The 20,910-nt window shown below is 69.6% G+C and carries 19 protein-coding genes and 2 pseudogenes; 15 read left to right on the plus strand and 6 right to left on the minus strand.

Going from position 1 to position 20,910, the window contains the following annotated elements; translation table 11 throughout:
* Positions 1-64 precede the first annotated feature (64 nt).
* Positions 65-340 carry an Lrp/AsnC family transcriptional regulator gene (locus C8258_RS15500; RefSeq protein ID WP_036500227.1) on the plus strand — a complete coding sequence of 92 codons (276 nt, stop codon included), beginning with the start codon at positions 65-67 and terminating at the stop codon, positions 338-340.
* 48 nt (positions 341-388) lie between these two features.
* Here C8258_RS15500 and C8258_RS15505 read toward each other — a convergent pair whose 3' ends face one another.
* On the minus strand, positions 389-2,224 hold the full coding sequence (locus C8258_RS15505; protein WP_106955786.1) for a DEDD exonuclease domain-containing protein: 1,836 nt from the start codon (positions 2,222-2,224) through the stop codon (positions 389-391).
* Positions 2,225-2,775: 551 nt separating this feature from the next.
* On the opposite strand from C8258_RS15505, the gene C8258_RS15510 reads away from it, so the two are divergent.
* The 10 genes from C8258_RS15510 (at position 2,776) to C8258_RS15555 (ending at position 11,969) form a co-directional block, all read left to right on the plus strand.
* A complete protein-coding gene (locus C8258_RS15510) occupies positions 2,776-3,366 on the plus strand; it encodes a C40 family peptidase (RefSeq protein WP_106955787.1) in 591 nt (196 codons plus the stop codon).
* Positions 3,367-3,540: 174 nt separating this feature from the next.
* Positions 3,541-4,638: a C40 family peptidase gene (locus C8258_RS15515; RefSeq protein ID WP_036500230.1), complete on the plus strand. Its 1,098-nt coding sequence runs from the start codon at positions 3,541-3,543 to the stop codon at positions 4,636-4,638.
* 53 nt (positions 4,639-4,691) lie between these two features.
* The gene (locus tag C8258_RS15520) at positions 4,692-5,693 is read left to right on the plus strand and encodes a hypothetical protein (protein ID WP_106955788.1); all 1,002 of its coding nucleotides are present in this window, start codon (positions 4,692-4,694) and stop codon (positions 5,691-5,693) included.
* Between the two features lie 95 nt (positions 5,694-5,788).
* Positions 5,789-6,961 (plus strand): glycosyltransferase family 4 protein, encoded by a 1,173-nt coding sequence (locus C8258_RS15525; RefSeq protein ID WP_106955789.1) that lies wholly within the window; start codon positions 5,789-5,791, stop codon positions 6,959-6,961.
* 124 nt (positions 6,962-7,085) lie between these two features.
* Positions 7,086-7,469 (plus strand): hypothetical protein, encoded by a 384-nt coding sequence (locus C8258_RS15530; RefSeq protein WP_036500236.1) that lies wholly within the window; start codon positions 7,086-7,088, stop codon positions 7,467-7,469.
* Positions 7,470-7,492: 23 nt separating this feature from the next.
* Positions 7,493-7,930 carry an SRPBCC family protein gene (locus tag C8258_RS15535; RefSeq protein WP_036500238.1) on the plus strand — a complete coding sequence of 146 codons (438 nt, stop codon included), beginning with the start codon at positions 7,493-7,495 and terminating at the stop codon, positions 7,928-7,930.
* 53 nt (positions 7,931-7,983) lie between these two features.
* Positions 7,984-9,228, plus strand: coding sequence for an ArsA family ATPase (locus C8258_RS15540; RefSeq protein ID WP_369974759.1), 1,245 nt, complete (start codon positions 7,984-7,986; stop codon positions 9,226-9,228).
* Entirely contained in the window at positions 9,225-9,896 is a 672-nt protein-coding gene (locus C8258_RS33210; protein WP_233225110.1) for a hypothetical protein, read from the plus strand. Before C8258_RS15540 ends, C8258_RS33210 begins: the two co-directional genes overlap by 4 nt.
* Positions 9,893-10,954 carry an ROK family protein gene (locus C8258_RS15550; protein WP_106955790.1) on the plus strand — a complete coding sequence of 354 codons (1,062 nt, stop codon included), beginning with the start codon at positions 9,893-9,895 and terminating at the stop codon, positions 10,952-10,954. The genes C8258_RS33210 and C8258_RS15550 overlap by 4 nt, the downstream gene beginning before the upstream one ends.
* 289 nt (positions 10,955-11,243) lie before the next feature.
* A complete protein-coding gene (locus C8258_RS15555; RefSeq protein ID WP_030514742.1) occupies positions 11,244-11,969 on the plus strand; it encodes a 1-acyl-sn-glycerol-3-phosphate acyltransferase in 726 nt (241 codons plus the stop codon).
* A 97-nt stretch (positions 11,970-12,066) separates the two neighbouring features.
* Here C8258_RS15555 and C8258_RS15560 read toward each other — a convergent pair whose 3' ends face one another.
* Complete coding sequence (locus C8258_RS15560) at positions 12,067-12,582, minus strand: polyadenylate-specific 3'-exoribonuclease AS (RefSeq protein WP_036500243.1); 516 nt, start codon at positions 12,580-12,582, stop codon at positions 12,067-12,069.
* 171 nt (positions 12,583-12,753) lie between these two features.
* On the opposite strand from C8258_RS15560, the gene C8258_RS15565 reads away from it, so the two are divergent.
* From C8258_RS15565 to C8258_RS15575, 3 genes are all read left to right on the plus strand, one after another.
* Complete coding sequence (locus C8258_RS15565) at positions 12,754-14,139, plus strand: class II 3-deoxy-7-phosphoheptulonate synthase (RefSeq protein WP_036500245.1); 1,386 nt, start codon at positions 12,754-12,756, stop codon at positions 14,137-14,139.
* 13 nt (positions 14,140-14,152) lie between these two features.
* Positions 14,153-14,545 (plus strand): hypothetical protein, encoded by a 393-nt coding sequence (locus C8258_RS15570; protein WP_106955791.1) that lies wholly within the window; start codon positions 14,153-14,155, stop codon positions 14,543-14,545.
* 143 nt (positions 14,546-14,688) lie between these two features.
* Positions 14,689-15,003, plus strand: a complete 315-nt coding sequence (locus C8258_RS15575; protein WP_143860046.1) for a hypothetical protein — start codon at positions 14,689-14,691, stop codon at positions 15,001-15,003.
* An 8-nt stretch (positions 15,004-15,011) separates the two neighbouring features.
* On the opposite strand, the gene pknB is transcribed toward C8258_RS15575, so the two are convergent.
* Complete coding sequence (pknB, locus tag C8258_RS15580) at positions 15,012-16,988, minus strand: Stk1 family PASTA domain-containing Ser/Thr kinase (RefSeq protein WP_106955792.1); 1,977 nt, start codon at positions 16,986-16,988, stop codon at positions 15,012-15,014.
* A gap of 135 nt (positions 16,989-17,123) precedes the next feature.
* Here pknB and C8258_RS15585 point away from each other — a divergent pair, with 135 nt between their 5' ends.
* The gene (locus C8258_RS15585; protein WP_036500318.1) at positions 17,124-17,492 is read left to right on the plus strand and encodes an Rv2175c family DNA-binding protein; all 369 of its coding nucleotides are present in this window, start codon (positions 17,124-17,126) and stop codon (positions 17,490-17,492) included.
* Between the two features lie 277 nt (positions 17,493-17,769).
* On the opposite strand, the pseudogene C8258_RS15590 reads toward C8258_RS15585, so the two are convergent.
* The 3 genes and pseudogenes from C8258_RS15590 to C8258_RS15600 all read right to left on the minus strand — a co-directional run.
* A pseudogene (locus C8258_RS15590) lies at positions 17,770-18,498 on the minus strand (phytoene/squalene synthase family protein); the annotation flags it as partial.
* 564 nt (positions 18,499-19,062) lie between these two features.
* Positions 19,063-19,233, minus strand: a pseudogene (locus C8258_RS15595) (squalene/phytoene synthase family protein); the annotation flags it as partial.
* Positions 19,230-20,846 (minus strand): alpha-(1->6)-mannopyranosyltransferase A, encoded by a 1,617-nt coding sequence (locus tag C8258_RS15600; RefSeq protein WP_106955842.1) that lies wholly within the window; start codon positions 20,844-20,846, stop codon positions 19,230-19,232. The pseudogene C8258_RS15595 and the gene C8258_RS15600, both read right to left, overlap by 4 nt.
* Positions 20,847-20,910 lie beyond the last annotated feature (64 nt).

Consider the following 20,910-nt stretch of genomic DNA (forward strand, 5'->3'; position numbering starts at 1 on the left):
GCATCCCGGCGCCGGCACGGCCGCGCTGCGGGTGCGTGGCGGGCGCGCAATTAGACTCGCGCTCATGATTACCGCGATCGTTCTGATCCACGCCGAGGCGGCCCGGATTCCCGAAACCGCGCAGGCACTGGCCGATCTCGACGGCGTCGCCGAGGTCTACTCGTGCGCGGGAGACGTCGACCTGATCGCGGTGGTGCGGGTGCGCGATCACGAACAGATCGCCGAGGTGGTGACCGGCCGGGTGAACAAGACGGCCGGAGTCCTGCGCACGACGACCCACATCGCCTTCAAGTCGTATTCGAGTGCGGATGTGGAGGCGGGGTTTTCGCTGGGGGAGTGAATGCCGCACCAGTTTCGTGCGGTCGTACGTGGCGTCGGCCGCGGCCCACTACGCGCTGGTACGCGTGAGGTATTCGCTCGCAGCCGATTCCACCTGGGTGGCCGCCTCGGCACGTTCGACCCAGGCGAGCCAGGGACCCGCGCCCAGCCGTGGTTCCCGGTAGCCCTCGCTGGTACGGACGATGCGGGTCCCGGGTTGTTCGAGCCAACGGGCGATCACGCCCGTCTCCTCGGGTGGGGCGCCGCGCAGCGGCGGGTGGTCGGGATCGTGCAGATCATCCATGTCGGTGGGGATGCGCGGCTCCGGGGACGGGTTCGCTGTGATCGTGGTCGGGCGGACCGTCTCGGCGGCGGCCACCAGACTGTCGACCACCGGCATCGGTGGAATACCACGCGCGGCGGTTCCGGCGGCGGCGAGGCGGCCGTAGCGGATCACCGCGAATTCCCAGCCGCCGCTGCCGTCGGGCCGGGCCGCGATCAGCTCGGCGATCCGGGCGAGGGCCGCTAGGCGCTGCGTGCGCCGCAGCGCCCGAACCACGGCGCAGGTGCGATCGCGCAGCCGGGCGGCGGCCTCGAAATGCTCCGCGGCGACGTACTCGTCGATGCGGGCGGCGATGGCACGCAAGGGTGCGTCGTCGCGGCCGGTGAACAGATCCCGCACCGCCCGCGGGGCGGGCGCGTACTGTGCGGCCGGTACGCGTTCGCCGAAGATCGCCGCCGGGCACCCGCCCACGGCCGCGGGCGGACAGTCGCCGCCGTGCACACCGCCGCGGGGGATGCGCGTCGTGCAGGTGCGCAGGCCGCTGTATTCCGCGAGGGTCGCCGCGACCTCGGTGGCATCGGTGCGGGAACCGAAGGGCCCCAGGGCATCTGCGGTCGGAGTCCGGCTGACCGCGAACCGGGGGAACGGCTCGTCGGTCACGGTCAGCCACCACGCGCGCTTGGGGAATTTCGAGCGCCGGTTGTAGGGCGGTGTGTGCGCCACCAGCAGCCGCAGCTCGCGGACTCCGGCTTCCAGGCCGTGCGCGCAGCGGACGTGGTCGACGCGGGTGGCGAGCATGACCATTTCCCGCATCCGCGTGCGGGTTTCGGAGCCGGTGAAGTAATTGCGCACGCGCCGGCGCAGATTCACCGCAGTCCCTATATAGAGGACCTCCTCCGAGGGGCCGCGGAACAGATACACCCCGGGGGCGGCGGGCAGATCGGCGGCGAGGATGCGTTTGGAGCGCTGGCGGCGCGTGACCTCGGGCAGATAGTCGATCAATTCGGGCAGGGTCTGGACGCCGAGATTGCCGACCCGCTCGAACAGTGCGTGCAGCACGTCCACGGTGGCGCGGGCATCGTCGAGGGCGCGATGCGTGGGCCGGGTGGAGGCGCCGAGCAGCTGAGCCAGCGCCGAGAGCCGCACCGTCGGCGCCTCGTCGCGGTCGAGGATGCGCCGCGCCAGCTGGACCGTGCACAGCACCTGGAAGGCCGGCCACGCGGTGTCGCAGCGCTGGGCGGCCGCCTTCAGAAACGACATGTCGAAGCGGGCGTTGTGGGCGACGAGCACGGCGCCCGAGGCGAATTCGAGAAAGCCGGGCAGCACCGCGTCGATCCGCGGCGCCGCCGACACCATCGCGGTCGTGATGCCGGTGACCCGCACGATCTGCGGTGGGATGGCGCAGCCGGGGTCGACCAGCGTCGCGAATTCGCCGAGGACTTCGCCGCCGCGTACCTTCACCGCGCCGATCTCGGTGATGGCGTCCCCCTCGGGCCGGGTTCCGGTGGTCTCGAGGTCCACCACGACGAAGGTGACGTCTCGTAGTGCGAGTTCGGGCTCATCACCGCCGTGACCGGGGAGTTCGAGGGCCAGTTGGGCCGGTCGCGGAACGGGGGAGGGCACGGCGAGCAGCGTAGGCGCAGGGTCCGACAGGATCGGTCCGGCTGCGCGCCCGCGGTCGAGCCGGCGCGAGGTTTGCGATGTGCGAGGTTCGGTTTGCACGAGTATGCCGAAAAGTGATCAGGGTCATGGTAATTCGGTATTGCTATGAATAGCGCCGGACGGTCGATGTCTTCGAGGTCGCCGGCGAGGCCGGATTTGACTACTCGGCGTTTACCCGCAAAACCTGCGGACTGTTCGGTTGGTTTCCGCAGGGCATGCTCTGCGCTACTTGCGGTTTGCCGCTTGGGGCGTATCTCGGGTCTCGGGTCGGCATGCTTGCATGCGAGGGGGAGTGCACCTGGGTAAACGCAACTCGCACCCTTCGTCGTTATCGTTTCGTGATTACTGTGAGCTATCTCGCATGTGGTCGAGCGGGAGCTCCTACCTGAACCCGCGTCGGAGCGTCAGGGCTTTACAACGCACCGTTATGGCCTCGTAACCTTTTCGAGACCTCACGGAGTCCGACGCACCACCGGGTGCGGCGTCGTGGGGCAGATGAGGAGTACCGCATCATGGCGATCAAGCGACAGGTTCAGGGGCTGCCTCGTACCGCCCGCCGGGCCGTTGCGGCCGGAGCCGTTGGCGCAGCAACCCTCAGCGTTCTGCTGCTCCCGGCGACCACCGCCGCGGCCGCGCCGGTCACCGTACCGGGCGTCGGCACCGTCGATGTTCCGGATCAGGTCCTCGGCGCCGTCCCGCCGGGCATCCAGGTCCCGGGCATCCAGATCCCCGGCGTTCCCGCGCCGTTCGCACCGCAGCAGACCGTCGGCCAGCGCGCGGCCGACGCCGCCCTGTCCAAGGTCGGTGCCCCCTACTCGTACGGCGCCGCCGGCCCGAACGCCTTCGACTGCTCGGGCCTGGTGAAGTGGGCCTACGGGCAGGCCGGTCGGGAGGTGCCGCGCACCAGCTACGAACAGCTCGAGGAAGGCGCCCCCGTCTCGATCGACGCGCTGCAGCCCGGTGACGTGGTGTCCTTCTACGGCGGCAGCCACTCCGCGCTCTATGTCGGCGACGGCAACGTGGTGCACGCCTCGACCGCCGGTGAGCCGGTGAAGGTCGCCCCGATCTCCTCGATGCCGGTCGCGGGCGCTCGCCGCTACTGATTCGCCCCGCCCGGATCGGCGCATTCCGCACAGTTCGGACCGCCGATCCGGGCATTCGGGGAATACGGCGTGATCGTTTCGTGCCCTGCTGGACATGGACGGTCGCCGTTCCGTAACCTTATCGAGACCTTCGTGGTTTCCAGCTCGGGACGAGAGAACGGGGCACGGCAGGCCGTGACAGCGCACAAGGGCAACGCGCAACGCAACAACAGAACCAGACGCCTGGTCGGCGGCTCACTAGCGGTGGGTGCGCTCGTGTTCGGAGCGTCATCCGGCGGCCTGGCGACGGCCGATCCGGCGCCCGCGGAACAACCGGCCACGGCCGGTGACGCGGTGCAGCGGCTCATCGAGTTGTCGCATCAGTCCGAACAGCTCAATCAGCAGGCGCTGGCCGCGCAAGGCGATCTCGAAGCCAAACAGGGCGTGGCCCGCGACGCCGACGCCACACTCACGACCGCGACCCAGGCCCTCGACGCCGCCAAGGCCGAGGTGCGCAAATATCAACCGGCCGTGGACCGGACCGCGATCGCCGCCTATCAGGGCGCCCGGACCAACCGGCTGTTCTCGGTGCTGGTCTCCGATTCCCCGCAGCAGTTGCTCGACCAGATGTCGACGCTGGACGTGCTGTCCACGCAGACCGCCGATCAACTGGCGCAGTTCTCCAAGGCCACCGATTCGGCCACCGCCGCCGAAACCGCCGCCAAATCCGCCTCCGACGCCGCGCAGGCCGCCGCGCAGAAGGCCGATCAGGTGCGTGCGGACCTCGAACACAAGCGCGCCGATCTGCAGGGTGCGATGGCCCAGGTCATTCAGGCCTGGGGTGCGCTCTCGGCCGGGGAGAAATCCAGCCTCGCCGGATCGCTGTTCCCGCCCGGCTTCGACCGCGACACCCTGCTGCGCGGCCTGGTTCCCGGTAGCGGAACCAGTGCGCTGGCCGCGGGATTGACCCGCGTCGGCGACCCGTACGTCTGGGGTGCCACCGGCCCCGATCAGTTCGACTGCTCCGGCCTGGTGCAGTGGGCCTTCCATCACGTGGGCATCGATCTGCCGCGTACCAGCCAGGCGCAGGCCACGGTCGGCACGCCGGTGTCGCGCGACTCGTTGCAGCCCGGCGACGTGGTGTTCTTCTATTCGGACGCCTCCCACGTCGGCATCTACGCCGGGAATGGCATGATCCTGCACGCCTCCACCTTCGGTGTGCCCGTCGCGGTGGCGCCGATGGGTAATACGCCTTTCCATTCCGCGCGCCGATACTGGATCGGAATGCCGTAAACACTGCGAGAATCTGGCGGCGAGTCATCACACCGACGTGAGGATCGTGTCGTATGAGCGGATTGTTGCGGGTCCGGACATGGCTGGCCCATCGTGGGCGCTTCGAGTTCGTCGCCACCCTCGCCGTGGTGGTGGCGCTGACCGCGGCCGGCGGCGCCTTGCTGCTGCTGCCGAAGACAGGCCTGCACACCGTGCCCGCCGCCGCGGAGTCCGATAACGCCCCGGCGCACGCCGATCCCCAGCTGCCCGAGTTGCGCCGCGTCATGAGTTCGTACGGACCCGTTGTCGCGCAACAGGTTTCGGGTGACGACGGCAAGCTGTCGGTGGTGCTGGGACATCCGTACCAGCGCGGTGACGTCGATCAGCTCGCCCGCGAGGTCGGCCCGGCGGTCACGGCCGTCTCCGAGGTGTGGGGTACCGAGTGGGCCCACGAAGCCGTGGTGACCGTCGCCTCGAGCAGTTCCGAATTCGCGGCGTTGACCAACGCCACCGGTCTGGTGTCCGGCGAGGTCGCCGCGGCCTCGGTATCGGATCCGTTCGTGCCCGGCACCCAGCCCGCCGGTCAGCGGATCGTCTTCGCACCCGATGCCGGACGCCGGCTCGGTCCGGACGGCCTGCGCGAAACCTTGCGCCACGAACTCACCCACATCGCCGCCCGCGCCCGGACCGTCGACGGCTCCCCGCAGTGGGTGCTGGAAGGGTTCGCCGAATACTGCGGCCACCGCGGGGACCAGCAGCGTTTCGCCCAGGTGGCGCCGACCGTCTCCACCCGCGCCCGCTCCGGCGACCTGCCCGCGGACCTGCCCGGTGACACCGCCTTCGCGCCGGGCCCGGGCAGCGACGCCGCCCTCGCCTACGAACAGGCATGGTCGGCCAACGCATTCGTCGCCGACCGATTCGGAGAGCCGAAACTCGTCGCGCTCTACCGCCGGCTGGCCACCGGCCCGCAGGACCAGGCCGCGCTGGACCGGGGCCTGCGCGACACCCTGGGGCTCGGTCATACCGAATTCGTCGCCGCCTGGCGTGACTGGATCAAGGCCCGCGTCGCGGCCTGAGGACCCGCTCGGCCGCGGCGGCCACTCGAGAGCGCCCGTGCGGGGGCTGCACCCGTGGCACCGGCCGCGGCGGGGACACCCATAGACTCGCCCCCATGGGCCGCACGCTGTTGATCACCAACGACTTTCCGCCTCGGCCGGGTGGCATCCAGTCGTATGTTCATTCGCTCGCGCTGCGGATGCCGCCGGAGGATCTGGTCGTCTACGCGCCCCGCTGGCGCGGCGACTCCCATCAGCGGTTCGATGCCCAGCAGCCGTTCGAGGTCGTGCGCCACCCGACCACGTTGATGCTGCCGACGCCGCTGGTGCTGCGCCGCGCCGGGAAACTGCTGCGCGAGCATCGATGCGACACCGTCTGGTTCGGTGCCGCCGCGCCGCTGGCCCTGATGTCGCCGGCGCTGCGCCGCCTCGGTGCGGACCGGATCGTGGCCAGCACCCACGGACACGAGGTCGGCTGGTCCATGCTGCCCGGCGCCCGGCAGGTGCTGCGGGTGATCGGCGACCACACCGATGTCGTCACCTACGTCAGCAAATACACCCGCCGGCGCTTCGCCGCGGCATTCGGCGCCCAGGCGGCCCTGGAATATCTGCCGCCGGGGGTGGACAGCACCGTCTTCCACCCCGATCCCGCCGCGCGCGCGGAACTGCGCGCCCAGTACGGCCTGGGTGAGCGGCCGACGGTGTTGTGCCTGTCGCGGCTGGTCCCGCGCAAGGGCCAGGACATGCTGATCCTGGCGATGCGCGAGATCCGCCGCCGTATCGACGGCGCGGTGCTGGTCATCGCTGGTGGCGGCCCGTACGAGGACAAGTTGCGCGCGCTGGTGCGCTCGCTGGACCTGGACGCGGACGTGGTGTTCACCGGTCGCGTCCCCGCCGCCGAACTGGCCGCCCACCACACCGTCGCCGACGTCTTCGCGATGCCCTCGCGCACCCGCGGCGCCGGACTGGATGTGGAAGGACTCGGCATCGTCTATCTGGAGGCCTCGGCGACGGGTGTGCCCGTGGTGGCCGGAAATTCCGGTGGCGCACCGGAAACCGTGCTCGAGGGCCGCACCGGGACGGTGGTCGACGGGCGCGACGAGCGAGCCGTGGCCGACGCCGTCGTCGGCATCCTCTCCGACCGCGATGCCGCGGCGCGGATGGGCGCCGCCGGTCGCGAATGGGTCGCCGACCAGTGGCGCTGGGATGTTCTGGGCGGTCGGCTGCGGACGCTGCTCGATCCCGGCGCGCATTCCGGCGCGGTGGGATCCGACGGCGCCGGCCGGTGAGCGAGCCGGTGCCGCGGCCGGGCGCGGCGGGCGGGTCGCGCGTGCCCGGCACTGCGTTACCGCCTCCGGGCTCCGACCCAGTAGGCTCGGGTTTCATGAGCGAGCGCAGCAGCGAGCCCCAACCGTGAGCAGCATCCAGGTGGCCGACCAGACCTTCGTCGCCGCGTCCGGCGCCGCAGTCGCCGAGGTCCTGGCCGACCGGTCACGGTGGCACCGCTGGTGGCCCGACCTCACCCTCGAGGTGCGAGAAGACCGGGGTGACAAGGGAATTCGCTGGTCGGTCAGCGGTCCGCTGACCGGCACCATGGAGGTCTGGCTGGAGCCGTCGCTGGACGGGGTGATCCTGCACTACTTCATGCATGCCGAACCGCCGGGCGCGGCCGCGCTCTCGCCCCGAACCCTGATGGCCGCCAACCGTTCCCGGCGGGTCGCCGGCAAGAAGATGTCGTTCGAGGTGAAATCGCGGCTGGAGGCCGGCCGTCCGGCCGGTGTGGCGCCGTCACGCTAGGTCGAAAGGAAACGCTGTCAGTCATGGCCGACCGGACCCAGAGGTCGATCACCATCGATGCCCCCTCGGATCGGGTGATGGCCGTCATCGCCGATCTGCAGTCGTATCCGGAATGGGTGTCGGCGGCACGATCGGTGGACGTACTGGAGACCTTCCCCGACGGGCGGGCCCGCACGGCGAAATTCGTGCTGGACGCGGGCGTCGTCAAGGACACCTACGTGCTGTCCTACACCTGGCGGGCCGACGGCCGGGCGGTGAGCTGGAAGCTGGTCAGCGGCGAACTGCAGAAGGCGCAGGACGGCACCTACGAGCTCATCGACCAGCCCGACGGCACCACCCAGGTGGTGTACGAGCTGACCGTGGACCTCACCATCCCGATGATCGGGATGTTCAAACGCAAGGCCGAGAAGGTGATCACCGATACGGCCCTCAAGGAACTCAAGAAACGGGTCGAAGGCTGACCCGGCCTCCGCAGCGCGGTCGTGGTGCCGTCACGACCCGTCTCGAACTGTTCATCGGCAAGGGCGGAGTCGGTAAGACCACGCTCGCCTGCGCGGCGGCCATCGCCGCGGTGCAGGCCGGACAGCGCGTGCTGGTCGCCTCGGTGGACCAGGCCCATTCGCTCGGTGACGCACTGGGTTTCCGCTTCGCCCACGATCCCGGCACGGTCGCCGGAGTGGTGACCGTCGCCCCCGGATTCGACGTCATCGAGATCGATTCGCTTGCGCTGCTGGAGGATCGGTTCCGCGATGTGGCGCGGATGCTGTCCGGCGCGGGCCACGATCACGGCATCGATCTCGCCGCGCTCGATCCGGCCGAACTCACCGGACTGCCGGGTGTGCAGGAACTGCTGGCATTGACCGAGATCGCGCAGTTCGCGGGCGAGGACGACTGGGATCTGATCATCGTGGACTGCCCGCCCTCGGCGGACATGCTGCGCATCGTCACCGCCCCCGACACCCTGCTCGGCTACCTCGAACGGATCTGGCCCACCCATGCCCGGGTGATGAGCGCGACCGGTACGGATATGCGGCGCGCGGTGGTGGCGGCGACGGTGGAGCGGATCGCGGCCGCGGTCACGGCGATTCGGGATCTGCTGGCCGATTCGCAGCGCACCGGGGCTCGGCTCATCACCGGCGCCGAACGGGTCGCGCTGGCGGAATCGGCGCGGGTGCGTTCGGCGGCGGCGCTTCTGGGTATACGTCTGGACGCGGTGGTGGTGAACAAAGTGCTGCCGCCGGTGCCGCCGGCCGACGGTGGTGCTCACCCCGCGGTGCAGTGGTATCTGCAGCGTCGCGCGGAACAGCTCGACGTGATCGCGGATCTGCGCCGCCGGATGCCGGATGTGCCCGTGGTGATCGCCCATCACAGCGGGCCGGAACCGGTCGGGCCGCGAGCGTTGTCGGCGCTGGCACAGGCGTTGCCCGTTCGTGGCAACCCGCCCGCGGCCGAACCAGACCCTATGCTGAGCGACACGACGCCGGAGCCCGGTAGCGCGACGGGGGAGCCGGAGGTGCGGTGGGAGTCGGGCACCGGGCTGGAATCGGTATTCACGCTGCGGATGCGTCTGCCGGTGGTCGACCCGGGCACGCTGCGACTGGGACGAGTGGAGGACGATGTGATCGTGGGAGCGGACGGGGTCCGGCGGCGGCTACGACTGGCGCCGGTATTGCGGCGGTGCACGGTCGACGGCGCCGAACTCGACGGTGAGCAACTGGTCGTGCGTTTCCGGCCCGACCCGGGGGTATGGCCGCAATGACCCACGCCCACGACGACAGTTTCGGCGAATTCGCCCAGGAACTGCGCGCCCTCGCCGAAACCCTGCTCGAACGCGTCGAACCCGCCCTGCGCCGCGCGGCCGCCGACGGCCGCGAATGGGACAGTTGCAGCTGGTGCCCGCTCTGCGCGACCGCGGCACTGGTCCGCGGTGAGCATCACGAAGTGGTCGCCGCGATCGCCGACCACGGCACGGCGATCGTGACGGTGCTGCGTGAGGCGCTGGCCGGCGTGCCGGTCGAACCGCTGCTCCCGGACGACCTTCCGGATGGCGACGACGCATCGGACGAAGCCGATTCCGCGGCAACGGAAGTCGGTGCCGACCCGAGTTCGGAGCGCACCGAGCACGACGGGTGGATCGCGGGCGGTGCGGCCGGCAGCGCGCACGATGGTGGTGCGGACGCGGGCGGCGGTGGCCGCGCAGGCGACCGTCGCGCGAGCGGCGCCGTCCGGCGAGATGTGAACGCGCCCGGACCTACCCGGGACGACGCCGCGCAGACGGCCGACGGGCCGGGAGCGAACGCGGTGCGCGACGAGCCGGAGAGCGAAGCCCGGCGGGGTGGCCGGCGTACCACCAAACGTGCTGGGCGGGGGCGGGATTCGGTCGAGCGACCCGGGTACGTTCCCATCCCGGTGCGGATCAAGAAATGACCACTCGGGTCGGACGAGAGGCTCCGCTCACCGTCGGCATCGATGTCGGCGGGACGAATATCCGGGCGTCGGTGGTCGACGGGGACGGGGAGGTGCTCGACACCGTCCAGGCGCCGACCCCGCATTCGGCGCACGCGCTCGAGGACGGTCTCGACCGCGCGGTGCGGGAACTGTGCGCGCGTCACGACATCGGGGCGGTCGGGCTGGCGGTCGCCGGCTTCGTCGACGAATCCCGGTCCTCGGTGCGCTTCGCGCCGCATCTGCCGTGGGAGGACACCGCGGTCGCCGGGCGGCTCGAACGCCGGCTCGGGTTACCGGTGATCCTCGAACACGATGCCAATGCCGCGATGTGGGCCGAATACCGGTTCGGCGCGGCCGCCGGCGCGCACAACGGCGTCCTGGTCGCGATCGGCACCGGAATCGGCGCGGCGCTGCTGGTGGAGGGGCGGCTGTATCGCGGAAGTTACGGTGTCGCACCGGAATTGGGGCATCTGCAGGTGGTGCCGCACGGCCGGATCTGCCCGTGCGGCAAACGCGGCTGCTGGGAGCGCTACTGCAGCGGGACGGCACTGGTCGACACCGCGATCGAAATGCTCGCCACCGATCCGATGCCGTCGACGATCCTGGCGCGGGAGGTGGTCGGCGATCCGGGATCGCTGACCGGGCGGCGGGTCGCGGGCGCGGCCCACGACGGTGATCCGGTGGCGTTGCACGTGATGGCCGATTTCGCCCGCTGGCTCGGGCTGGGACTGGCCTTCGTCAGCGATATCTTCGATCCGGACCTGATCGTCATCGCGGGCGGCGTCAGCTCCTCGGCGCCGCTGTTCCTCGACGACGCCCGCGAGCATTATGCCGCCGCGATCACCGGCGGCCGCCATCGTCCGCTGCCCCGCATCCGCACCACGCAACTGGGGGAGGCGGCGGGCATGATCGGCGCCGCCGAACTCGCGCGCACGGCCCTGGAGACCGGGCCTGCCGAGGGGCACGCGCCGGCAACCGGTCGCGGCGCCGATTCGGCGGCCGTGCGGCGAGCCCGCTCCACGGCGGGCCGGGAATAGTCCTCCGCGGGAATCGGCCACTCCCGTCGTACTTGTTCGACGGGCGAGGCATACGGGTGGGGAGCAAATGATCCGCGGCGTCGCACATCTCGCCGATTCGCTCGACGCGCGGTCGGTTTCGCGCGGCGGAAGCACCTAATGCGTACCCGATTTCACCGATGTGATTGCCGGCATGTGAAATACCTCGTGTGGGGTTGGTCGCAGCAGGTCGGCGACGGTAGAGTCGGTTCCGACGGAGGTGCCTGCGACGAGGCCGGTCCCGTTCGACAATCACAGGCGAAAGGACGCAATGTTCTACTGGCTGCTCAAATTCGTGCTGGTCGGGCCCTTCATGCACATCTACAACCGGCCGAAGGTCGAGGGCGTGGAGAATATCCCCGCCGACGGAGCAGTCATCCTCGCCGGCAATCATCTGTCGTTCACCGACTGGTTGTTCACCCCGTTGCTGAGCCCGCGTCGCATCACCTATCTGGCCAAGGCCGAATACTTCACCACGCCCGGACTCAAGGGCCGGCTGCAGAAGTTCTTCTTCTCCGGCACCGGCCAGTATCCGATCGACCGCAGCGGCGCCAGCGCCGCCGAGGACGCGCTCAACACCGCTCGCAAACTGCTGAGCGAGGGCCGCATGGTGGGCCTGTACCCGGAAGGCACCCGCTCGCCCGACGGCCGCCTGTACAAGGGCAAGACCGGTGTGGCACGCCTCGCCCTGGAGACCGGTGTGCCGGTGATCCCGGTGGCACTGATCGGGACCGACGAGGTGTGCCCTCCCGGCCCGTTCCGGTGGCGCCGCCGCCGCGTCACCGTGAAATTCGGTGCGCCGATCGACTTCTCCCGCTACGAGGGCATGGGCGGTAACCGCTTCGTCGAGCGGGCCGTCACCGACGAGATCATGTACGAGCTGATGCGGATGTCGGGCCAGGAGTACGTGGACGTCTACGCCGCCAGCCTGAAGAAGGGCGTGCCCTCCGGCAGCCGGCCCGAGGCCGAGCGGATCCCGGAGACCCTGGCGAGCTGACCGCCAGCGCGCTACCTACGTTCTCGGCCCCCGGACGGTTGTCCGGGGGCCGAGTTTCGTTTCAGTCCGAGTCTGTCGCGGGAGACGTCGCCGCGGCCTACCGCCGATCGATTCCGGTGATCGCGCCGCTGCGGCGGAACGCCTCGATGGCCTCGTACTTGGCGAGATTGTGCCGGGCGTCGGCCAGCGCGTCGTGCGCGTCGGCCGGAACAGGGGGCAGGTCCGGCCGGCCGTGGTGATCCCAGTGCTGGCGCAGCTCGTTGGTGTAGCGCGGCAGGGCCGCCGGCAGATCGACCATCGAACCCCACAGCTGGCAGAACGCCACATGGTCGTAGGCGCCCACCCATGCCCACAATTCCGGCCGCACGGTGGGACGCGGCACCAGGAATTGATAGAGGTCGTCGCGAATGCGCTGCCGGCTGCGCCACAGCGGCGAGGAGGGGGAGGGAAGTTTCGGCAATACATTGCGCCGCACCCACTGCCCGGCCCGCTCGGGGTCGAATTCCGTTGACACCGCGTAATATTCCCGACCGTCCTCGCAGACCACGCCGATCGAAATCAGATCGATCGTCACCCCGTCCTCGATGAATTCGCAGTCATAAAAATATTTCACGCGGTCGTGCCCTTTCCGATTCGGCGTACACCGGCGCTCGCGGTGATATCTCGGCCGAACCGCCCGACCCGGCCCCGCGCTCGAGGTTACGGCCCCGCCCGGGCGGGCGTATTCATCGCCCCCTACCCTCCGGGTTACCCCGAGATTGCGGAAGGTCCGTATTCTGATCTGGTGAACTGGACCGTCGACGTACCGATCGATCGCTTGCCGGAACTGCCACCGTTGCCTGCCGAGCTCCGTCGGCGACTCGACGCCGCCCTCGCCCGTCCCGCCCTGCAGCAGCCGTCGTGGGATCCCGAGCAGGCCGCCACCATGCGCACCGTTCTCGAGAGCGTGCCGCCGCTGTGCGTGCCCGCCGAGGTCGAGGAGTTGCGGCTGCATCTGGCCGAGGTGGCCCGCGGCGAAGCCTTCCTGATGCAGGGCGGCGACTGCGCGGAAACCTTCGCCGACAACACCGAGCCGCATATCCGCGGCAATATCCGCACCCTGCTGCAGATGGCGGTGGTGCTGACCTACGGTGCGAGCCTGCCGGTGGTGAAGGTGGCCCGGATCGCGGGCCAGTACGCCAAACCCCGTTCGGCCGATGTCGACGCGCTCGGCCTCAAGTCCTACCGCGGCGACATGGTCAACGCGCTGGTCGCCGATGCGGCGCAGCGTGAACACGACCCCTCGCGGCTGGTGCGCGCCTACGCCAACGCCAGCGCCGCGATGAACCTCGTGCGCGCGCTCACCGGCGCGGGGATGGCCGATCTGCACAAGGTGCACGACTGGAACCGCGATTTCGTCGCGCAGTCGCCGGCCGGAGCCCGCTACGAGCAGATGGCCTCCGAGATCGACCGCGGCCTGGCGTTCATGAACGCCTGCCGGGTGCAGGACCCCAGCCTGCAGTCGGCCAAGATCTACTGCAGCCACGAGGCGCTGGTGCTCGACTACGAGCGGGCCATGCTGCGCCTGTCCCACAACGCCGCGGGCGATCCGGTGCTCTACGACCTGTCCGCGCATTTCCTGTGGATCGGTGAGCGGACCCGCCAGCTCGACGGCGCCCACATCGCCTTCGCCGAACTGCTGGCCAATCCGATCGGCATCAAGATCGGCCCGACCACCACGCCGGATCAGGCCGTGGAATACGTCGAGCGGCTCGACCCCACCAACGAGCCCGGCCGGCTCACCCTCGTCGCCCGGATGAGCAACACCAAGGTCCGCGACGTGCTGCCGCCGATCATCGAGAAGGTACAGGCCACCGGGCATCAGGTGATCTGGCAGTGCGATCCCATGCACGGCAACACCCACGAATCGTCCACCGGGTACAAGACCCGCCACTTCGATCGCATCGTCGACGAGGTGCAGGGCTTCTTCGAGGTCCATCACGCCCTGGGCACGCATCCGGGCGGCCTGCACATCGAGCTCACCGGCGAGAACGTCACCGAATGCCTCGGTGGCGCGCAGGACATCTCGGATCTGGATCTCGAGGACCGCTACGAGACGGCCTGCGATCCGCGCCTCAATACGCAGCAGTCCTTGGAATTGGCATTCCTGGTCGCCGAGATGCTGCGGTGACGGATCGGCCGTAGTGGACGTCGTATTTCGCAATGACGAGGGCCCCTCGCGCGGTGACGGCCGCCCGCGTGGGGAAGGTCCGGCCAGCGCGCAGAGCGCGCTGCGGATCGGCAACGCCGATCGCACCATCCTGCGGTTGCTGCGCGACCGCGACCGCGACGGAATTCCGTCGGAGGTCGTGCTGCGCGACGGCAGTCGCCTGCTGATCTTCAACATCTGCTGGGGTTACGAGATCTCCTGGGGGTTCGACGTGGCTCAGGGCTACGCGCCCGCCGCGGCCGCCGCACAGATCACCACCAACATCAGCCCGAGTATCGGCGGGGTGCCGGTGGAGGTGTTCACCACCGCCGCGGTGGTCGCGGTCAACGATCCGGAAACCGGTGACCCGTTGCTGGCGGTCGGCTGAACTGCCGTCCGGGGATCAGCGATCGTGACATGATCCGCAAAAGTTAGCTGCCCGGTTGCTGAACGCCGGAACCTGCACTAGGTTTCCAGGCGTGACACTGCAGCGGCAACAGGCTGTGCGGGATATGTGCTGAGAGGATCGCTATGCAGAGCGCATCGGTAGCCAGGGGATTGCAAACTGCGGGCAGGCCGATCGCCGCCCTCGCCGAACATGTGCTCGAGATCGACGGCGTCCCGGTCACGATCGTGATCGAACGCCCGGAGGTCGACCGCGCCGGCATCGCGTGGCGCTGCCGGGTGCGGGTGGTGCGCGGCAACGGCCGGCTCGAACTGTCCCAGGTGGTCGGCGCCAGTGCCAGCGCGGTGCTGCGGCAGGCGCTCGATCTGGCCGGTCGGCGGCTGGGCATCAGCGAGGCCGAACTGCTCGGCGGCGCGGATGTGGGCGGTGTACTCGGCTGAGCCCCGGTTCAGAACGGCAGGACGGTGAGGGTGACCGTCGATCCGGGCGCCACATTCGCGCCGCCGAACGGGGACTGCACCCGGACGGTGCCGCGGTCGCCGCTGAACACCTGGTTCAGCACGACCTTGAGGCCCATTCCCTCGAGTTCGGAGCGGGCCGCGGCGGCGTTCTTGCCGATGACATCGGGAACCTGGATGGCGTCGGAGACGATAAGCGTCACCGTCGCACCGGAGAGCACCTGGGTGCCGGCGGACGGATCGGTGCCCGCGACCTGCCCCGGCTTGATCTTCGCGTCGAAATCGGTGCGGGTGTCACCGACGGTGAGTCCGGCGTTCTGCAGCGTCGCCTTCGCCTCCTCGACGGTCTTGCCGCGCACATCGGGCAGCTTCACCGGCTGTGAACCCTTACTGCGATAGACCTTCACCTGCGCACCGGTCGGCAGGACCGTGCCGGGCGCCGGATCCAGTTGCGCCACCGACCCTTTCGGTGCGGTGCTGGGTTTCTCGCCGGCGTCGACGGGGGTGAGCCCGGCATCGCGGATGAGCTGGTTCACCGTCTTCGTGTCCTGGCCGGGCTGAAACTGCGGCACGTGCGGCTGTCCACTGGACACCAGGACGGCGACCGTCGACCCCTTCAGCACCTTCGCCCCGGCGGAAGGGTCGGTGCCGACCACCCCGCCGACCGGAATGATGTCGGACGCCCTGTCACGTACGGTCGTCCCGAATCCGGCGTCCTTCAGCTTCGTGGTCGCCTGTTCGGTGGTCATCCCGGCGATCGCCGGCACCGACGAATAGCGGCCGACACCCAGCCACCACCCGCCGATACCCAGCAGCAGCGCGAGGACCACCACCACGGCCGCCCAGATCAGCACCCGGCGCCGGGATCTGCCGCGATCGGGGACGAACTCCGGCCGATGCGGCGGAGGCGGCGGCTGATGCGGGCGCTCCGGTTCGGGATCGGGCATCGGATGGGCCGCGGTCATCACCCGGGTGTGGGACGGTTCGGCCGCGAGCCGGGTCGTCGCCTCGGTGACCGGCTGCGGGGTGTGGGTGGGCCCGGCGGCGGGGGTCTGGACGACGCGGTATCGCGCGGACAGGTGCTCCGCCGATTCCCGCGGCGCCGGAACCCGGTAGTCGGGCAGGTGCAGCGCGGTGGCGATGCGATGCAGTTCGGTGGCCATGTCGGTGGCGTCGGCGAAGCGGTGCGCGGGTTCGCGGGCGGTGGCGTGCGCGACCAGTTCGTCGAATTCCGGTGGTACGCCCTCGATGAACCGGCTCGGGCTCGGCACATCCTTCTCGACCCGCTGATACGCGATCGACAGCGAGGTGTCACCGGTGAACGGCGCACGGCCGGTGAGCATTTCGAAGATCAGGATGCCGAAGGAGTAGACATCGCTGCGGGCGTCGGCATTACCGGCGGTGACCTGTTCCGGCGACAGATATGCCGCGGTGCCGAGGATGACGCTGGCCGAGGTCATATTCGACCCGGCCACCGCGCGCACCAGGCCGAAGTCTGCGATCTTCACCTCACCGGCATCGGAGATCAGCACGTTCTCCGGTTTGACGTCGCGGTGCACGAGTCCGGCGGCGTGTGCGACACCGATCGCGCGCAGCACCGGTTCGGCGACGGCACGCACCGCGTGCGGCGGCATCGGCCCGCGTTCGCGCAGTAGTTCGCGCAGGGTGCCGCCCTCGACGAGCTCCATGATGAGGAACGGATACTCCCCGTCGATGCCCTGGTCGTAGACCGCCACCAGCGAGGGATGCTTCAACTTGGCCACCGAGCGGGCCTCGAATTCGAAGCGGGTCAGAAACTGCGGGTCACCGGCGAACTTGGGGTCCATCACCTTGATCGCCACGGGCCGGTCCAGCCGGGTGTCGACTCCCCGGAACACCATCGACATCCCACCGCGCGCAATCGGCGCGTCGATGCGGTAGCGCCCGTCCAGCATCTGGCCGATCAACTGCTGTCCTCCGAATTTCACCTAGCGGTTGCCGCCCCGTGACGGCACCCCCGATCGTATAGGCGCGCGCCGTCACGGTCGCCGATGACGTGCTCATGCCCCCGCGGAAAGCGGGCGTACGCCGTATCCGGGAACCGACGGACTACCGTTGTGCAGGTGAGTGCATTTCCCTGCAGCGACGATGTCGTTCCCGAATCGGTGACCCTGCTTCCGTTGCCGGATGTGGCCGAACAACTCGGCATCGCGGTGACCAGAGTGCATCAGATGCTGCGCGATCATCAATTGCTCGCGATCCGCCGCGGCGGTATCGCCGGGATCCCGAAGGACTTCTTCGACTCCTCGGGCGCGGTCGTCAAACCCCTGACCGGCCTCATCACGGTGATGCGGGATGCGAAATATACGAACGAGGAAATTCTCGAGTGGATGTACGCCGAGGACGACACCCTGCCGGGCCGTCCGATCGACGCCATCCACGGGCCGCTCGCCCGCGAGGTCGTTCGCCGGGCCGCCGCCGAACCGTTCTGAGCCGGGCGGCGTCGGCGGGAGCCCTGTCGTTCAGCGACGCGATTGCCGCGTGAGGGAGTCGGCCGTGGCGGCCACGCCTGCGAGATTCGGGTGATACGAGCTGATCACCCGGGCCGGATCGTCGGCGGTCGGACGGTGGAAGCCGTCCGTCCAGGCCTCCGCCGCGCAGGCGGTGTGCCGCTCGGCGCCGGGCAGGCCGACCGCGGTGACGCCGGTGGTGGCGCGCTCGCGGATCGCGCCGACGATCTCACCGAGGGCTGTGGGCCTGAGCGCGGTGTCAGGTGTGTGGCCCGTTCGGCTGTGCTGTGCGGAAAGCCCAGGAGGCTGCGGTGGGGAGAGACGGCGCCGGATTCCTCGGCCGGCGCAGCCCGGCACCGACTTCGGTGATCGCGACCCGAAGCCGCCGCGAGGTGGGAACCGTTGCGCGGCGGTCGAATACGGCGTAGTCGTGGCGCTCGATCTCGTCGAGGATTTCGCCGTACAACACGGCCGCGGTGCGAATGGCCGGTCGTACCCGCGGCCGGAGCAGATCGATACCCGGGGCGGCGGTGCGATAGACCGCGCGGTTGACCGCGATCAGATGTGCCAGGGCGCGCCGGACCCGCGGATCGGTCCGGCCGGTGCGCCGGCAGTGGGCGAGTAGATCCGCGTCGACGCCGAAGGCGGCAAGTTCGTCACCCGGCAGATAGACGCGCCCGCGGTCGAGGTCTTCGGCGACATCACGCAGAAAGTTCGTGAGCTGGAATGCCTCACCCAGCGCCGCGGCCTTCGGTTCGGCCTCGGCCACCGGTACCACCGTGCCGAGTACCGGCAGCAATTGCAGCCCGATCGCCGCCGCCGAACCGCGCATGTACTCCCGCAGTTCGCCCATATCCGCATACCGACTCCGGAACAGCGCGCTCCCCGGCACATCCATCCGCATCGCATCGAGGAACACCCGGAAGTGTTCGGGCGCAATGCGATACCGGGCGATGGTGTCGACGAGTGCGGCGAGGACCCGGCCGTCGATCTCCGCGCCCCCGGGCAGACGGCACTCCGCCTCCGTCGTGCCGGTCACGGCCCGGCCGGCGGTCGCGACACTGCTCGTGGCCGGTCCTATGGTGCTTACGACGCGTGCTGCCGTGGTACCGCGGTCCGCCGTGGCGGAGGAGTGGACGACGCCCACCGGCACGACGTCCTCGGCTCGTTCACAGCTCCGCCGCGTGCCCGCGCTCGAATGCGAGCGATCCGAGTCCGTATTCAGCTCGTTTCCGCCGGTGTCCAGAGCCGCCGAGTCACCCTCGCGGGCCCCAACGCACCGTGCGCCACACCCGCACCCCGCGCTCGCATGGGGGCCCAACTCGCGGGTGTGGTCGTCTGTTCCGGAAATGCCCGTCTCGCACAGCGCGGTATGAAGTTGCGTTTCGATGCGGTCCAGCCGCAACGCCGCTGTGTGGTCGGTGATTCCGGAAAGGGGTGCGACCTGGCTGCTCTCGCGATCGAGGTCTGCGGAGGCGACGTCGCATGCCCTCGGCCGCCCGAGACCGGGCCCGTCGAAACCGGCCGCATCCCAGGTGCTTTCGGCGAGATCCACGACGTCGTCGACCACCCGCGCGAACGCGTAGAGCGCGTGCACCGCGGCCCGTTGCGGTGGGGTCAGCAGGCGGGTGGCCAGGAAGTAGGTGCGGCCGTGTTCCGCCGCGATGGCCCTGCAGTGCCGGTATGCGGCCGCCAGGTCGGCGTCGGCGCCGCGGCCGGTCATTGCTTGGGTCTGCCCGAATCGGCGCGCAGCCGCAGCGGATCCACCTTGCGCAGCGACAGTGCCGCCACGACCGCGACGAAGGTGGCCGCCGCGACGTGCCAGACGTTGTACAGGCCGATCGATCCGCCCGGCTGGAACACCAGCATCAACCAGGTGCACAACCCGACGAGGATCATCAACGTGGTGGTGGACATGGCGAATCCGGCGGCCAGCGCCAGCGGCCACGAGTAGTACCAGGGCAGCGCGGCTGGAGAGAGGATCACGATCGCGACGAAGGCGATGAGAATGCCCATCACCGCATCGCGTTCGGAACTCTTGTAGCGCCACCAGGTCCACGCCAGGATCGCGACCAGCGCGAGCGCGCAGAGTCCGCGCGTCCACACCAGCACCTCACCCAGATTCAGCGGCGTCACCCAGGTGACCATGTGCGCCATGACCGTCGGCAGCGAGAGCCAGTTGATGATCTTCTTCGATCCAGACAGCGCGGTCAGCCAGCCGATACCGACACCCGCGGCTGCGGAGGCGGCCACGAAGACCACCGCGAACACCGACACGCCGAGGCCGGCGATCTTGGCGAAGGTGCGAATCGGATGCGGCAGCGGTCCCTTGTTCTCCGCGGCTCGCCGCTCGCGCTCGTGAATCATCCAGATCCACACCAGGAACGGCAGCGCCACACCGGCCGTCGCCTTGATCGCGACACCGATCGCGACCACCACGATGCCGGCCGCGTGATGCCGCTCCAGCACCAGGGCGATGCCGGCGGCCATCAGGCCGACCATGAGCATCTCGTTGTGCACGCCGCCGATCAGGTGGATCAGCACCAGCGGGTTGAGCACCGCCAGCCACAGCGCCACCGTCGGCTTGCCACCGAGGTGTTTGGTCATATGCGGGACGGCCCACATCATCAGGGCCAGGCCCGGCAGCATGACCAGGCGCATCGCGATGGTGCCGGCCACCACGTTGTCACCGGTGATGCTGGTGATGGCCTGCCCCATGAGCAGGAAGATCGGACCGTAGGGCGCGGTGGTGGTGGTCCACACCGGGCTCACGTTGTCCAGCAGCACACCGGGATTGACCACCGGGCCGACCTTGTAGGGGTCGAAACCGTCGCGCAGCAGTGCGCCCTGCGCCAGATACGAGTACACGTCCTGGCTGAACATGGGCACCGCGAACAGCAGCGGCAGGATCCAGATGCCGACGATCACCCGCAGTTCGTTCAGCGTCACGGTGCTGCCGGGACCGCGGCGCGCGCCGGTGCCGATGGTGATGCGCCCCAAGCGGACCCAGGCGATGATCATCGACAGCACACCCAGCCACACCACGATGGTGGCCAGCGCGTAGCCGTGCCCGAATCGCAGCCAGGAAAGATGTGCCGCCTCCAGCAGCGGATCGCTGCGGCGCACCGCGCCGGCGCCCAGGCCACCGAAGGTGATCAGGACCGCACCCCAGAAGCCGAGCAGGGCGGCGTGTCCCTCGGGGCTGCGGAAGAAGTCACCGGCCCAGCGGACCCACCAGCGCACGGTGTGCACGGCCGGCTCGGGAACCGGCACGACGGTCACCGGCACCGTGGTAACCGTGCTGGTCACCGGCGCTGTCACCGGGGCAGTGTCCATATCGGGGGTCGGCATGGGTCGTCTTCCCCCCGGGAATGTCGTGCGGTGCGGAACCGCGGGAGTG

Origin of the sequence: Nocardia sp. MDA0666 (assembly GCF_003023875.1) — a bacterium.
Classification (GTDB): Bacteria; Actinomycetota; Actinomycetes; order Mycobacteriales; family Mycobacteriaceae; genus Nocardia; species Nocardia aobensis.